Origin of the sequence: Bradyrhizobium sp. 139 (assembly GCF_023074175.1) — a bacterium.
Classification (GTDB): domain Bacteria; phylum Pseudomonadota; class Alphaproteobacteria; order Rhizobiales; family Xanthobacteraceae; genus Bradyrhizobium.
The window spans coordinates 30,184-44,664 of sequence record NZ_JADPKS010000035.1 but is presented as its reverse complement, the minus strand read 5'-3'; the positions used below and the strand labels follow the sequence as shown (position 1 = coordinate 44,664).

The following is a 14,481-nucleotide window of genomic DNA, read 5'->3' as shown; positions in this document are numbered from 1 at the left end:
CACTGGCTATAAGCTAATCATTTCATTTCCAAATGACAAGCCAGGCCCCTAGATCGAGCGTTCAGGAGAATGCCTACATGTCGCTCGCCCCCTCGCTTGCCGTTCCCCGCAGCCGCTTCAACGCGCTGCCGCTTGCCATCGGCCTGTTCTGCCTGCTCTGGAGCTACGCCTTCGTCGCCGGCAAGATCGGCGTCACCCATTGCCCGCCGCTGATCCTGCTTGCCGCGCGCTTCTCGCTCGCCGGCCTTCTGATCATCAGTGCCACGATGATCCGCGGCGGCTGGTCGTTATCCTGGCGCGATGCCGTGATCTTCGCCGTGCTCGGCATTGCCAACAACGCGCTTTATCTGGGACTCGGCTACACCGGCCTGCAATCGGTCTCCGCCGGCCTCGGCGGCCTGATCGTATCGGCCAATCCCGTGTTCACCGCCGCGCTCGCTGCGCTTTTGCTTGGCGAAGGCATGACCTGGCGCAAGGCAAGCGGCCTTTCGCTCGGCATCATCGGCGTGATCCTGATTGTCTGGCATCGCCTGTCGGTCGGCACTGACTCCCTGCACGGCATCATCTTCACCCTGGCCTCGCTCGCCTCCATCGTCGCCGGGACGATTCTGTTCAAGCTGCTCGCGCCGAAGGGAAGCCTGTGGATCGGCAATGGCGTGCAGAACCTCGCCGCCGGCATCGTGCTGACGCCGGTCGCGTTCACCTTCGCCGACGTCCACGCGATTGATGTCACGCCGAGCCTGATCGGCGCCTTCGCGTTCCTCGTGCTGGGCGGTTCGATCCTCGCCTACTGGCTCTGGTTTCATCTCCTGAAAGTGTATGGCGCCACCGCCGCCAGCGCCTATCATTTCCTGATGCCGCCGCTGGGCATGCTGTTCGCCTACATCGTGCTCGGCGAGCACGTCGAGCCGCGCGACCTGCTCGGCATCATCCCGGTCGCGCTCGGCATCTATCTTGTGACGCTGCCCGCCAAATCTGTCTCGTAACAAGCCGGTCGCGTAGAGGAGTTCATCATGCCCATTTCCATCACCCTGATCGGCGGCCCCACCGCGCTGATCGAGATCGACGGCTTCCGCCTGCTCACCGACCCGACCTTCGATGCGCCAGGCGCCTACCAGCTGCCGCACGTGAAGCTGGAGAAGACGATCGGACCTGCGCTGAAAGCCGACGCGATCGGTCCGGTCGATGCGGTGCTGCTCAGCCACGACCAGCATTCGGACAATCTCGACAATTCCGGACGCGAATTTCTCAAGCATGCGAAGCGCGTGCTGACGACCGAGGCTGGCGCTGGGCGCCTCGGCGGGCATGTCGAGGGCCTCGCGCCCTGGAGCACCGCACATCTGAAGGATGGCGACGGCAATTCGCTGACGATCACCGCGACGCCCGCGCGTCACGGCCCGGCCGGCATCGAGCCGTTGTTGGGCGACGTCATCGGCTTCGTCGTGTCATCGAGCCGGACGGACACCAGCCCGGTCTATATCAGCGGCGACACCACCTGGTTCGATGGCGTCGCCGAGGTCGCCCGCCGGTTCAAATGCGGCGTGGTGCTGCCGTTCGCGGGAGCCGCGCAAACGCGCGGCCCGTTCCATCTCACCATGGACACCAACGACACCATCGAGACCGCGCGCGCTTTTCCCGATGCGATGATCGTGCCCGTGCATACCGAAGGCTGGGCGCATTTCCGCCAGAACGGCGAGGATCTGCGCAAGACGTTCGACGTGCTGGGCTTCGGGCCGCGGCTGCGCCTGCTGGAGCCGGGCGTGCCGACGGTGGTGGAGGCGCCGTGACGGCAGCCGTCATTCCGGGGCGACGCGAAGCGTCGAGCCCGGAATCCATTGCGCCACCAACTCCGCTGATTGATGGATTCCGGGTTCGCACCAAGTGGCGCACCCCGGAATGACACTCAATCCTTCCGAAAAACAATCGACGCCATCCATCCCGTCATCAGCGCCATCGCCGCGGTGACGAGACCGTAGATGAATCCGTTCTGCCGCGCAGTTGTCGCGACGAACTGCTCGAAGCCGACCTTGACGATCTCGAATGCGGTCTCGGTCTTGCCGATGAACGCGCCGTCGGCGAACAGCTTGATTTCCACCTGATAGGTGCCGATCGGCACCTCCGCCGGCAGTGGAATGCCGGTGCGGAACAGCGTCGGCGTCAGGAACGTCACCGCGGTCGGATCCTCGCGATAGAGGCCGCGCTCGGTGCGCAGGCGGACGAACGCCGAGCGGAACGCGTCGTTCGGCACCACGTCGGCATAATCGCCGCTGACGCGTTGGGTCAACAGCACATTGTTGAGCCCGACCTGCTGCCGACGTGCGATCTCGGGCGAGGTGATCGCCTCGAACGAGCGGTTGGCGAACAGCGCGAGATAGCTCGGCACCTGGAGGAACTGTCGATAGTCGGTGTTGATCCAGATCCCAAAGGTGCGCTCCTTGCGCCGCGTCATCATGTCGGCGCGCGGGCCCATCACGGTGACGACGAGATCGTAGGTCTTGCGGTCGGCGGGCGTGGAGGCGTCCTTCTCGACCGAGCCGAACAGCACCAGCTCCTCGCCGGAATAGTTCGGCGTCACCGTGACGCGATGGTTGGAGACCGACACGATCAGTCGTTCGGCACGCGCCACCGAGCCGAGCAGCAGGACGAGAAGGACTGCGAGAGCTGCGCGCATCAGCCGCTCACCCCCAATTCGCGGATGGTGAAGATATCCTCGGGGCGGATCACGAGCTCGATGGCGAAGCGGACGCCGACGGAGAGGATCAGAAGGCCGAGCAACAGCCGCAGCTGCTCGCCCCGGATCTTCTGGCCGGCGCGGGCGCCGAACTGCGCGCCGGTGACGCCGCCGACCATCAGGATCAGTGCCAGCACCGCGTCGACGAGATGATTGGTCACCGCATGCAGCAGGGTCGCGAACAGCATGGTGACCAGCGTCAGGACCATCGAGGTCCCGATCACCGTCGAGGTCGGCACCCGCAAGAGATAGATCATGATCGGCACCAGGATGAAGCCGCCGCCGATGCCCATGATGGCGCCGATGAAGCCGATCACGACGCCGACGATCGCGACCGGAATCACGGAGAGATAGATCTTCGAGCGCTTGAACCGCATTTTCAGCGGCAGGCCGTGGATCCAGTTATGCGTGCGGCGTGGCGGCACCGCGCCGCGACGGGTCCGCATCAGGGCGCGCAGGCCCTCGGAGAACATCAGGCTGCCGACCGTGGTGAGCAGCATCACGTAGGACAACGCGATCATCAGATCGAGCTGGCCGAGCGCGCGAAGCTGCGTGAAGGTCCATACCCCGAGCGCCGTGCCGGTCACACCGCCGCAGAGCAGGACGCTGGCCAGCGCCGGATCGATCGCACGCCGCCGCCAATAGGACAGCGCGCCGGAAAAGGAGGAGGCCGCGATGTGGCTCGCAACGGAGGCGACCGCGACCGCCGGCGTGATCCCGATGAAGATCAGAAGCGGCGTCATCAGGAAGCCGCCGCCGATCCCGAACATGCCGGAGACGAAGCCAACCGCCGCGCCCATCGCCAGCACCAGGAAGATGTTGACCGGCAGATCGGCGATCGGGAGGTAGAGCTGCATTGAACCACGCTCGGCGAGACGGATCGATTGCGCGGAATGCTCGCCGGACGGTCGAAACCATTGCCGCGCCCCTCAATAGCGGAATTCGCCGCCGGGCGGATCAGGAATTTTGGGCGTGGTGAATGAAGCGCGGCGAGGACGGTGTGAGATAACGTGGATGCTTGCCGCGTCGGCGGTGCGCTCCCTCCCCCGCTTGCGGGGGAGGGCTGGGGAGAGGGGGCCTCCGCAGTGAGACTCCCCAAGAGGATAGAGCCCTCACCCGGCGCTCGCGGGACGATGCTTCGCATCGCCCGGGAGCGCCGACCTCTCCCGCAAGCGGGAGAGGTGCACCGAGCCAGTGGCCTATTTGGTTTGATCTAAAGCTATTCGGCTCTAGCGCATCGCCGAGGCCGCGCGCTTGCTCGCGACCGGCTTCGGCGCGGGTTTTGCGTTGGCCTGCGGCGCGCTGTCCCAGCCGCCGTTCGGGGCCGGAACGTTGACCGCATCGTCAGGCTGCGGCTCGGCGCTGAAAGTCTGGATCGCGAGCTTGGCGGCAGCGAGTGACTGCGGATCGAGCCGCTTGGCGACGTCGTCGCGCTTGCCGGACGCATCGGCGTCGCCCTGGGCGGCAGCGAGGGTGAACCATTTGTAGGATTCGGCGAGGTTCTGCTCCACGCCGATGCCGCGGGCATAGAGAATGCCGAGATTGAACTGGCTGTCGGCGACGCCGCGATCGGCGGCCTTGCGGAACCACTGCGCCGCGCTCTTGTAATTGGCGCCGCGTCCACCGCCGTCGGCGTCGAGCACCGCGAGGTTGTGCATCGCCTTGGCGTTGCCACGCTCAGCGGCCTGCGTGTAGTAGCGGCGGGCGATTTCGGCATCCTTCTTCACGCCGAGGCCCTTCTCATAGAGCGTGCCGAGGCGGAAGGTCGCGGGCACCACGCCGGCCTGCGCCGCGCGGTCGTACCATTTGGCGGCTTCCTCGTAATTCGCTGACGTGCCCTTGCCCTCGGCAAAGCGCAGACCGATCTCGTAGGCTGCGGCCGCATCGCCCCGCATCGCGGCGGTGCGCAGCACCGGACCGCCGATGCCGTCAGGAAGCTTTTCGTTCGGCGGCACCTGGATCATGCCGAGCTTCGCGCGGCTCGCGCCCGTCAGCGCGCCGGTCACGTCGTTGCTCGCCGCAGGCGGAGGTGGCGTTGCGGGGGCCGACGGGATTTCGACCGAAGCCGAGCCGCCCGACCCCGTTATCGGAGCCGGCGCGGGATTATTCAGCGACTGCTTTCCGATCGGCGTCGGCGAGGTCATCGACGGCGTGACCTGTTCGGGCGTGGCAGGCTTGGTCTCGGCCGGCGGCGAAGCCTGCGGCGCGGGCACACTCGACGAATTCTCCATCGCCTGCGGCGCCGGCGGCGGGCTGCCGCCATCGAGCAGATTCATCGCCATCTTGAAGGTGCCGAGCACGATCACGACCACGCTCGCGCCGACCAGCAGCGAACGGATCTTCGCGGTGATGGTCGACCCGCCTTCCTGGCCCTTGTCCTTGGCGCGGCCTGCGCTTGCCGTCTTGGCACCGCGGGCCGGCTTTTCCGGCTGTGCGGCGGCGGCCTGCGCGGCGCGGCGCGCGGCCGCGATGAAGCTCGACGACGACACCGGCTCCTTCGGCGCGGCGGAAATTTCGCTGATCGCGCTTTCGGACGCGGCGATGCGCTCCGATGGCGTGGCGACGCGGCCGCCCGGCCGTGTGCCTGGCTCGAGCGGATGGTCCGGCGGCAATTCCGGAGCGAGCGCGGCACGCGCGGGCGCCGTGTGCGGCTCGAGGATCTCGCTGATCGCACGTGGCGGAAGGGGCGGCGCCATTGGCACCGACGGCGGCGCGGCCGGTGCGGCGGCGGCGTGGAATTCGCGCGGCGCGGCGACAAAGCCGGGCTGCGCCTGTTGCGCGGCGGCCGGGTTCGGCAGCTCGGGCTTCGGGTCGTATTTCGGTTGCGGTTGATGCGGCCGCGGCTCGCGTGCCATCGGCGGCTCGACCGGCGCTGCCATCGGCATCGGCTGCGGCGCAGGCGCTGGCGGCACCGTGCGCACCGCGCGCAGATCACCCTCGATCATCGAGAGGCGATCGACGACATGGCCGAGCGCGCTGTGCACGGCCTCGAGCGAATCCTGGGTGCTGCGATTGGTCTCGACCTGGCTGAAGCGGATGTCGGAGAGCTCGCGCTTGACGAGATCGACCATTCCGGAATCAGCCGACGGTGCCGAATTGCGGCTCTCGGCGAGTGCGGAATAGGTCGCCTGCTGCCGTTCCAGATGCCGCAGGATGTCGTGCAGTCCGTCCTCGACGCGGCTCAGATTGCCGCTGCGCGGATCGGAAGCGGTTTCGATCCGCTCCAGCAGATACGAGACCCGCTGTTCGAGATGCGCAAACGTCGATGCGGAATCGTTGCCGACCTGCATGCGGTCGAAACGGTCCGACAACGCGCGGATCGCGCCTTCCAAATGCTCGGTGCTCTCGGATGGCTGAGGCCGCTCGCGCGTTTCCAGCGCGGCGGTGAGCGCCGCGATGCGCTGCTCAAGCACCGCAAAGCTGTCGCCGTGACCCGAAGCGCGGGTAACCTGGTCGACTTTGGACGACAGCAGCTGCACGTCCTCCGAAAGCCGTGCCAGCGCTTCGTTGGAGGCGACGTTGGAGACGATGCCGCGCAGCGCCGAGATCGCGTCTTCGAGCTGCCGCACAGTCGAGGGATCGTCATTGGCGCGCAGGATCAAATCGAGCTTGCCGCCGAGATTGCGGATCGCCTCGTCATAACCGGTGAGCTGCTCGGCCGGCGTCAGCGTGCGCAGCACCTGCTTGATGTCGGACAGCGCGTGCTCGATGCCTGCCAGAACCTGACCGTCGGTGCCTGACGAGCGGGTCTCGTCGATGCGACGATGCAGCGAGCGGATTTCGTTCTCGATCGATTCGATCGCGCGGCGCGGCATCGCCTCGGTGATGGCGTGGCGGATCTCGGCAAGCTCGCTGCGGAAAGCGTTGATCGCCTGCTCGGTATTGTCAGGGCGCTGGAGCGACTCGATCTGGCTCGTGATCTTGAGCAAATGGCGCTCGAGCGACGAGAAATCCGGCTGCGGTGGCGGCGGTGCGTAGGCAGGCGCGGGCGGCGCCATCGGGGGCGCGAAAGGAGCCGCCGTCGGTGCGATCGGCGGCGTGGCGCGCGGCGGCATCTGCCGCGGCGTAAAGCCGTCGAGCTCGCTCTGCCGTGCCGTGATCTCGGCGACGGCAACATCGAACGACGCCGGGCTTAAGGGAGGTGAGTTGCGATAGACCTGCGCAGCCGCGCGCTCGACCGCATCGGCCTGACGCTGGCGCGTTTCGACGGGTGCCGGTGCCGGCCGCGGCGCCTGAGGCTGCTGTGGACGGGAGATTTGCGACAGCCGCGCATCGAGCCGTGAGATCGCATCGTTGAGCTGGCGCGCGACGCCCTGCTCGCGCGAGACGTCCTTTTCGCGCGAAGAGTCCTTTTCGCGCGAAGAGTCCTGGCGCGGTGCGGGCTTCGAAATCCGCTCGATCTGCTGGGTGATCGCGTCGAGCCGCTGGTGGATGTCGGCGACTTCGCGGCTCTCCTGGCTCGGCATCTGGCTCGGAACGTTCGGAGCTTGCGGGCGCTGATCGTAGGGTCCGCGAAAGTTTGGCGGGGCAGTCTCGCCGAGCGTGGAGTTCAGCCAATCGTTGAGTGACATACCGGCGCGACGCGCGGCAGCTTCGGCCCGCTCCCGGACGGATGGATCGATGCCGTCAACACTCCACGATACGCGCGAATTCATGACTCTGTCCGGTTCCGACTCCGGCGCCCCACCCGGCGCCTCCAGCCTCCCCACGCGTGCCGGTTGCAAAGACAATCGAATTTGGCGCGGGTCGTCTGCCTCGAAAACCGACTTTTGTCTGTTACGGTAAATAACGGGTTAAGGAATGCGTTGACGGTGTCTTAAAGTTGGGCGGGGGAACCGGAGGATGGTCGTTGTGGCGCCCGTCGGTCGCCACATAACGATGTCATGCCCCGCGAAGGCGGGGCATCCAGTACGCGGTGTACTGGATCGCCCGCCTGCGCGAGCGATGACAGCGGAGTAAGATGCAACGGCACGCCGGAGCGTCGGCCTTAAGCCCTCAGCCTCAACCCTTGCCCTCGCGCTTGCCGTCCTCCAGCGGGACCACCGTGCCCTTGCCGCTCATCGCCGACAGCGCCTCCAGCGCCTCTTCGCAGAAATCGGCCACCATCTGCTCGTGCCGGGCACCGAGTTGAAGCAGGAGCAGGTTACCGAGGTCGAGCACGCCCGACGCGGCGCCCTCCGGAAAACGCTTCTTGAGAATCCGTTCGTAATTCTCGTGCCGGTCGCGATGGTGCTCCAGCCGGGCCATCAAATCGGTGCGCATGGGCTCGATGTCGATGCTGTCGAGCGCATGCAGCCGCACCAGGAGGTCGTCCTTGATCGAAGGCGGCGTGCTTGGCCGCGCGGCCCAGTGCCGCAGCGCTGTTCGGCCCTCGGGAGTCAGCGTATAGATCAGTTTATTGGGTTTGCCTGATTGCACGACCTCACGGCCCTGGATGTAGCCGCGGTCGCGAAGCTTGGAGAGCTCGCGGTAGATCTGCTGGTGGTCGGCCTTCCAGAAGAAGCCGATCGAGGAGTCGAATGTCTTGGCGAGCTCATAGCCCGTCATTGGACGTTCCGTCAGGCATGCGAGGATTGCGTCGCCCAGCGCCATGGCACCAGCTCCCTTAGATGTCCCCTACCAATTGACTTGACTTTATGCGCATTGGTGCATATGCGTCAATATGCATATGAAGCGGCCCCAAGACCCGGCAACGGTCCTCGCGCTACTTTGCATGGGGTTGTTTTCGAGTTTTTTGCCAAGGCCTTTTTCAAGGGAGGCGCCCTGACAATGACCGGCCTCGACTCCTGGTACGGCTACATGAAGTCTCATGACCGCACAGCGCTCTGGGACCTGCTTCATCCTGACGCCGTCTTCGAAAGCCCTGTCGTGCACTCGCCGCAACGCGGACGCGACATCACCTTCAAATATCTCGCGAGCGCCGAGAAGGTGCTCGGCGGTCCCGGCTTCAGCTATGTCGGGGAATGGAAGAGCGCCAACGGCGCCGTGCTCGAATTCAAGGCAATGATCGACGGCATCGAGATCAACGGCGTCGACATCATCACCTTCGACAGCGAGGGACGCATCACGCATTTCAAGGTGATGGTGCGTCCGCTCAAGGCGATCAACATGCTGCACCGCCTGATGGCGGAGCAGCTTGCCACCCAATCATGACCCTGCCCTGAGATTGCAGAACCCGCTAAGCTCGCGGGCAAAGCCGCGCCGCACGGAATCATAAAGAATTTCCACCCCTTCAAGGCCGATGCCGGGAGAACGCCATGCCGATCTATAAAGCCCCCGTCGAAGACGTGAATTTCCTGCTCAACGACGTCTTCCAGATCGACCGCTACGACAATCTGCCGGGCTTCTCCGATGCGTCGAGCGACGTGCGCGAGGCCATCCTCGGCGAAGCCGCGAAGCTGGCGGAAGAAGTGCTCCAGCCGCTGAATCGTGTGGGCGATCTCGAAGGCTGCAAGCGCGCCGATGACGGCAGCGTCACCACGCCGAAGGGCTTCAAGGACGCCTTCAAGCAGGTCGCCGAAGGCGGCTGGCTCGGTCTCTCGGCGCCGCAGGAATTCGGCGGCCAGGGCCTGCCGGTGACGTTGAGTCAAGCGGTCAACGAATTCCAGATCTCCGCCAATATGGCGTTCTCGATGTATGGCGGCCTCACCATGGGTGCGACCGCGGCGCTGATCGTGCACGGCTCGCCCGAGCAGAAGCAGACCTACGTGCCGAAGATGGTGGCGGGCGAATGGACCGGCACCATGAACCTGACCGAGCCGCAGTGCGGCACTGATCTGGGCATGCTCCGCACCAAGGCGGTGCGCCAGGCCGACGGCAGCTTTGAGATAACCGGCACCAAGATCTTCATCTCGGCCGGCGAGCATGACCTCGCCCCCAACATCATTCACCTCGTGCTCGCCCGCATCGAAGGTGCGCCTGCCGGCATCAAGGGCGTGTCGCTGTTCGTAGTGCCGAAATTCCTCGTCAACGCCGACGGTTCGGTGGGGCAGCGCAACGGCGTGGTCTGCGGCTCGATCGAGCACAAGATGGGCATCCACGGCAATTCCACCTGCGTGATGAATTACGACAGCGCCACCGGCTGGCTGATCGGCGAAGAGAACAAGGGCATGCAGGGCATGTTCGTGATGATGAACGAGGCCCGCCTCGGCGTCGCAGTCCAAGGCCTTGCACAGTCCGAGGTCGCCTATCAGAACGCGGTCGCCTATGCCCGCGACCGCATCCAGGGCCGCTCGCTCACCGGTGCCAAGGCGCCGGACAAGCAAGCCGACCCGATCATCGTCCATCCCGACGTACGCCGCACGCTGCTCTCGATCCGCGCCTTCAACGAGGCCGCGCGCGCCTTCGTGATGTGGACCGCGCTGAAGAGCGACGTCGCACATCGCTCCGAAGATCCCAAGGACCGTCAGGCCGCCGACGATCACATGGGCCTGATGACGCCGGTGCTGAAAGGCTTCCTCACCGAATACGGCTTTGCCAACGCGGTGCAGGCGCAGCAGATGTATGGCGGCCACGGCTACATCGCCGAACAGGGCATGGAGCAGTTCGTGCGCGATGCCCGCATCGCCATGATCTATGAAGGCGCCAATGGCATCCAGGCGCTCGACCTCGTCGGCCGCAAGCTGCCGCGCGACGGCGGCCGCGCCATCATGGCCTTCTTCGGCGAAGTCATGGCCTTCGCCAAGGAGAACGGCGGCGACGATGCACTCAAGCCCTTCATCACTCCGCTCTCCGCTTCGCTCGGTCATCTCCAGCAGGCCACCACCTGGCTGATGCAGAACGCGATGGCGAAGCCGGACAATGCCGGCGCCGCCGCGACCGATTACCTGCATCTCTTCGGCTTCGTCACGCTCGGCTACATGTGGGCGCGCATGGCGAAGGTCACCCAGGCCAAGATTGCCGAAAGCGGCGCCACGCCCTATCTCTCGACAAAATTCGTTACCGGCCGCTTCTTCATGGAGCGGATGCTGCCGGAGACCGCCGCCAATCTCGCGCGCATCCAGGCCGGCTGCGCCACCATCATGGAATTGCCGGCGGAAGCCTTCTGAGGCCTCTCGCTTCACGGATGATCTCGACCGCGCCGCGGTCGCAACCAATAACTGCAATCAGGAGGCTCACATGGCAGATGCCTATATCTACGATCACGTTCGAACCCCGCGCGGCCGCGGCAAGGCCGACGGCGCGCTGCACGAGGTGACCGCGCTCGCGCTCGCCACGGTGCCGCTGAAGGCGCTGAAGGACCGCAACAACCTGCCGGAAGATTCCGTCGATGATGTCATTCTCGGCGTGGTCGATCCGGTCGGCGAAGCAGGCTCCGACATCGCGCGCTTCGCCGCGCTGAAGGCGGGCTTGGGTGAAGCCGTCCCCGGCGTGCAGATCAGCCGCTTCTGTGCCTCCGGCCTCGACGGCGTGAATTTTGCCGCAGCCCAGGTCATGAGCGGGCAGCATGACCTCGTGATCGGCGGCGGCGCTGAATCCATGAGCCGCGTCGGCATCGGTGCCTCCGGCGGCGCCTGGCCGATGGATCCGTCGATGGCAGTGCCTTCTTATTTCATGCCTCAGGGCGTCTCGGCCGATCTGATCGCCACCAAGTACGGCTTCTCGCGCGACGACGTCGACGCCTATGCGGTGCAGAGCCAGCAGCGCGCGGCCAAGGCCTGGGACGAGGGCCGCTTCAACAAGTCGGTGGTGCCGGTGAAGGACATCAACGGCCTCACCATCCTCGCCAAGGACGAGCACATGCGTCCCTCGACGACGATGCAGTCGCTGGCGCAGCTGCAGCCGGCGTTCACGATGATGGCACAGATGGGCGGCTTCGACGGTGTCGCGGTGCAGTCCCATCCGGAGATCGAGCGCGTCAATTACGTACACCACGCCGGCAACTCGTCGGGCATCGTCGATGGCGCCGGTGCCGTGCTGCTCGGCAGCAAGGAGGCGGCCAGCAAGTACGGGCTGAAGCCGCGCGCAAAGATCCGCGCGTTTGCGAATATCGGCTCGGAGCCGGCGATGATGCTGACCGGCCCGGTCGATGTCACCGAAAAGCTGTTCGCGCGCTCGGGCATGAAGAAGTCGGACATCGACCTGTTCGAGCTCAACGAGGCTTTCGCCTCGGTCGTGCTGCGCTACATCCAAGCCTTCGACATCGACAACGCCAAGATCAACGTCAATGGCGGCGCGATCGCGCTCGGCCATCCGCTTGGCGCGACCGGCGCGATGATCCTCGGTACCGTGCTCGACGAGCTCGAGCGCACCAACAAGTCCACCGCCCTTGTGACGCTGTGCATCGGCGGCGGCATGGGCACCGCGACCATCATCGAGCGGGTGTAACGAGCTGCCGTAGGGTGGGCAAAGCGAAGCGTGCCCACCACTGATGTCTCCGCGAATGATGGTGGGCACAGCGCAAGAGCCCACCCTACGAGATCACAGTCAACCGCCGCGCCGAACACTGGCTGCCGGCACCGAGGAGCACCAACATGTCGTACAACAACTTCAAGGTTGAGACCGATTCCGACGGCATCGCGCTCGTCACCTGGGATATCCCGGGCCGTTCGATGAACGTGCTCGACGAGACCTCGACCAGCGAGCTCGATGCGATCGTCAAGGAAACCACGGCGGACGCCGCGGTGAAGGGCGTCATCATCACCTCCGCCAAGGAAGCATTCTGCGCCGGCGCCGACCTGTCGATGCTTGAAGGCATGAACCAGGCCTACGCAAAGGTCTTTGGGGAGCAGGGCGAGACCGCGGCGAACCAGATGCTGTTCGAGCAGAGCCGGCGCTTCTCGCTGGTGCTGCGCTCCATCGAGACCTCCGGCAAGCCGTGGGCGGCCGCGATCAACGGCCTCGCGCTCGGCGGCGGCTTCGAGATCACGCTGTGCTGCCACTACCGTGTTGCAGCCGAGAATCCCAAGACCCGCCTCGGCCTGCCCGAGGTCAAGGTCGGCCTGTTCCCCGGCGCCGGCGGCACGCAGCGGGTGCCGCGCCTGGTGCCGCCGCAGGACGCGATGACGATCCTGCTCAAGGGCGATCCGGTCACGGTCGAGAAGGCCAAGGCGCTGAACCTGATTCACGCCATCGTTCCCGCCGCCGACCTTATCAAGGCCGCGAAGGATTGGATCAAGGGCGGCGGCAAGGCCGTCGCACCCTGGGACGAGAAGGGTTTCAAGCTGCCCGGCGGTCCGGTGTTCTCCAAGGCCGGCATGATGATGTTCCCGGCCGGCAACGCGATCTATCGCCGCGAGACCTACGACAACTATCCGGCCGCACGCGCGATCATGAGCTGCGTCTACGAAGGCTTGCAGTTGCCGATCGACGTCGCACTGCGCGTCGAGTCGCGCTACTTCACGTCCGTGCTGCGCTCGAAGGAAGCAGCCGCGATGATCCGCAGCCTCTTCCTGTCGATGCAGGAGCTCAACAAGGGCGCGCGCCGTCCGAAGGACGTGCCCGCAACCAGGGTGAAGAAAATCGCCGTGATCGGAGCCGGCTTCATGGGCGCGAGCGTCGGCTACGTCTCGGCCCGCGCCGGCCTCGACGTCGTCCTGATCGACCGCGACCAGGAGAGCGCCGACAAGGGCAAGGCGCATGCCCAGAAGGTGATCGAGGAGCAGATCAAGAAGGGCCGCGCCAAGCCCGGTGATGCCGATGCGCTGCTCGCGCGCATCACGCCGACTGCCGATTATGCCGCACTCAAGGACGTCGACCTCGTCATCGAGGCGGTGTTCGAGGATCGCAAGGTCAAGGCTGATACCTTCGCCAAGGCGCAGGAGCATATGAAGCCGGACGTGATCTTCGCGTCGAACACCTCGACGCTGCCGATCACCTCGCTCGCCGAGAGCTTCAAGGACCAGGGCAAGTTCGTCGGCATCCACTTCTTCTCGCCGGTCGAGAAGATGATGCTGGTCGAGATCATCAAGGGCAAGAACACCGGCGACCTCGCGCTTGCGGCCGCGCTCGATTACGTCCGGCAGATCGGCAAGACGCCGATCGTCGTCAACGACAGCCGCGGCTTCTTCGCCAATCGCTGCGTCGGCCGCTACGTCGCCGAAGGCAACGAGATGTTCTTGGAAGGCGTGCCGCCGGCGATGATCGAGAACTGCGCCAAGATGGCCGGCATGCCGGTCGGCCCGCTCTCGCTCTCGGACGAAGTCGCACTCGATCTCGGCCTCAAGATCATGAAGGCGACGGAAGCCGATCTCGGCCCCAACGCCATCAACCCCGATCAGAAGCAGCTGATGGTGGAGATCGTCGAGAAGCAGGGCCGGTTGGGCCGCAAGAACAGCAAGGGCTTCTACGACTACCCCGAAAAGGGCAAGGGCCAGAAGAGCCTGTGGCCGGGCCTCTCGGCGCTCCAGCCGAAGCAGCTCGACCCTGACACGCTCGACATCGAGGAGTTGAAGCAGCGCTTTCTGGTGGTGCAGGCGGTGGAAGCCGCGCGCACGGTCGAGGACCACGTCATCACCGATCCGCGCGAGGCGGATGTCGGCTCGATCCTCGGCTTCGGCTTCGCGCCGTTCACCGGCGGCACGCTGTCCTACATCGATTTCATGGGCACGAAGAAGTTCGTCGAGCTCTGCCACAAGCTGGAGGCGAAGTACGGCTCGCGCTTCACGCCGCCGAAATTGCTCGAAGAGATGGCGGCGAAGGGAGAAACTTTCTACGGCCGGTTCGCGCCGAAGAAGGCGGCGGCCTGACCGGCAGATCGTGCATCTCGCGAAAAAGGCCGGATCATTAATCCGGCCTTTTGCCTTTCCGTG

10 protein-coding genes are annotated in these 14,481 nt (G+C 65.4%); 6 read left to right on the top strand and 4 right to left on the bottom strand.

Features of this window, described 5'->3' with window-relative positions:
- Positions 1-77: 77 nt before the first annotated feature.
- Together IVA80_RS08705 and IVA80_RS08700 are read left to right on the top strand one after the other, a co-directional pair.
- The gene (locus tag IVA80_RS08705) at positions 78-986 is read left to right on the top strand and encodes a DMT family transporter (RefSeq protein ID WP_247428029.1); all 909 of its coding nucleotides are present in this window, start codon (positions 78-80) and stop codon (positions 984-986) included.
- A 27-nt stretch (positions 987-1,013) separates the two neighbouring features.
- Entirely contained in the window at positions 1,014-1,787 is a 774-nt protein-coding gene (locus IVA80_RS08700) for an MBL fold metallo-hydrolase (RefSeq protein ID WP_247428026.1), read from the top strand.
- A gap of 116 nt (positions 1,788-1,903) precedes the next feature.
- Here the strand turns inward: IVA80_RS08700 and IVA80_RS08695 are convergent, their stop codons facing one another.
- The 4 genes from IVA80_RS08695 to IVA80_RS08680 all read right to left on the bottom strand — a co-directional run bounded on the left by IVA80_RS08695 (position 1,904) and on the right by IVA80_RS08680 (position 8,323).
- Entirely contained in the window at positions 1,904-2,671 is a 768-nt protein-coding gene (locus IVA80_RS08695; protein WP_247428023.1) for a TIGR02186 family protein, read from the bottom strand.
- On the bottom strand, positions 2,671-3,588 hold the full coding sequence (locus tag IVA80_RS08690; RefSeq protein WP_247428020.1) for a sulfite exporter TauE/SafE family protein: 918 nt from the start codon (positions 3,586-3,588) through the stop codon (positions 2,671-2,673). The genes IVA80_RS08695 and IVA80_RS08690 overlap by 1 nt, the downstream gene beginning before the upstream one ends.
- 372 nt (positions 3,589-3,960) lie before the next feature.
- On the bottom strand, positions 3,961-7,386 hold the full coding sequence (locus IVA80_RS08685; RefSeq protein ID WP_247428018.1) for a tetratricopeptide repeat protein: 3,426 nt from the start codon (positions 7,384-7,386) through the stop codon (positions 3,961-3,963).
- Between the two features lie 346 nt (positions 7,387-7,732).
- On the bottom strand, positions 7,733-8,323 hold the full coding sequence (locus IVA80_RS08680) for a PadR family transcriptional regulator (RefSeq protein ID WP_247428015.1): 591 nt from the start codon (positions 8,321-8,323) through the stop codon (positions 7,733-7,735).
- A gap of 177 nt (positions 8,324-8,500) precedes the next feature.
- Here IVA80_RS08680 and IVA80_RS08675 point away from each other — a divergent pair, with 177 nt between their 5' ends.
- From IVA80_RS08675 to IVA80_RS08660, 4 genes are all read left to right on the top strand, one after another.
- Entirely contained in the window at positions 8,501-8,884 is a 384-nt protein-coding gene (locus IVA80_RS08675) for a nuclear transport factor 2 family protein (protein WP_247428012.1), read from the top strand.
- A gap of 104 nt (positions 8,885-8,988) precedes the next feature.
- Complete coding sequence (locus IVA80_RS08670) at positions 8,989-10,779, top strand: acyl-CoA dehydrogenase C-terminal domain-containing protein (RefSeq protein ID WP_247428009.1); 1,791 nt, start codon at positions 8,989-8,991, stop codon at positions 10,777-10,779.
- 70 nt (positions 10,780-10,849) lie between these two features.
- Entirely contained in the window at positions 10,850-12,058 is a 1,209-nt protein-coding gene (locus tag IVA80_RS08665) for an acetyl-CoA C-acetyltransferase (protein WP_247428007.1), read from the top strand.
- Between the two features lie 146 nt (positions 12,059-12,204).
- A complete protein-coding gene (locus tag IVA80_RS08660; RefSeq protein ID WP_247428005.1) occupies positions 12,205-14,418 on the top strand; it encodes an FAD-dependent oxidoreductase in 2,214 nt (737 codons plus the stop codon).
- Positions 14,419-14,481: the final 63 nt, after the last annotated feature.

What these genes read in the sequence shown, in the direction of transcription:
- IVA80_RS08705 (WP_247428029.1), top strand. Translation starts at nt 78, where the DNA reads ATGTCGCTCGCCCCCTCGCTTGCCGTTCCCCGCAGCCGCTTCAACGCG.
- IVA80_RS08700 (WP_247428026.1), top strand. Translation starts at nt 1,014, where the DNA reads ATGCCCATTTCCATCACCCTGATCGGCGGCCCCACCGCGCTGATCGAG.
- IVA80_RS08695 (WP_247428023.1), bottom strand. Translation starts at nt 2,671, where the DNA reads ATGCGCGCAGCTCTCGCAGTCCTTCTCGTCCTGCTGCTCGGCTCGGTG.
- IVA80_RS08690 (WP_247428020.1), bottom strand. Translation starts at nt 3,588, where the DNA reads ATGCAGCTCTACCTCCCGATCGCCGATCTGCCGGTCAACATCTTCCTG.
- IVA80_RS08685 (WP_247428018.1), bottom strand. Translation starts at nt 7,386, where the DNA reads ATGAATTCGCGCGTATCGTGGAGTGTTGACGGCATCGATCCATCCGTC.
- IVA80_RS08680 (WP_247428015.1), bottom strand. Translation starts at nt 8,323, where the DNA reads ATGGCGCTGGGCGACGCAATCCTCGCATGCCTGACGGAACGTCCAATG.
- IVA80_RS08675 (WP_247428012.1), top strand. Translation starts at nt 8,501, where the DNA reads ATGACCGGCCTCGACTCCTGGTACGGCTACATGAAGTCTCATGACCGC.
- IVA80_RS08670 (WP_247428009.1), top strand. Translation starts at nt 8,989, where the DNA reads ATGCCGATCTATAAAGCCCCCGTCGAAGACGTGAATTTCCTGCTCAAC.
- IVA80_RS08665 (WP_247428007.1), top strand. Translation starts at nt 10,850, where the DNA reads ATGGCAGATGCCTATATCTACGATCACGTTCGAACCCCGCGCGGCCGC.
- IVA80_RS08660 (WP_247428005.1), top strand. Translation starts at nt 12,205, where the DNA reads ATGTCGTACAACAACTTCAAGGTTGAGACCGATTCCGACGGCATCGCG.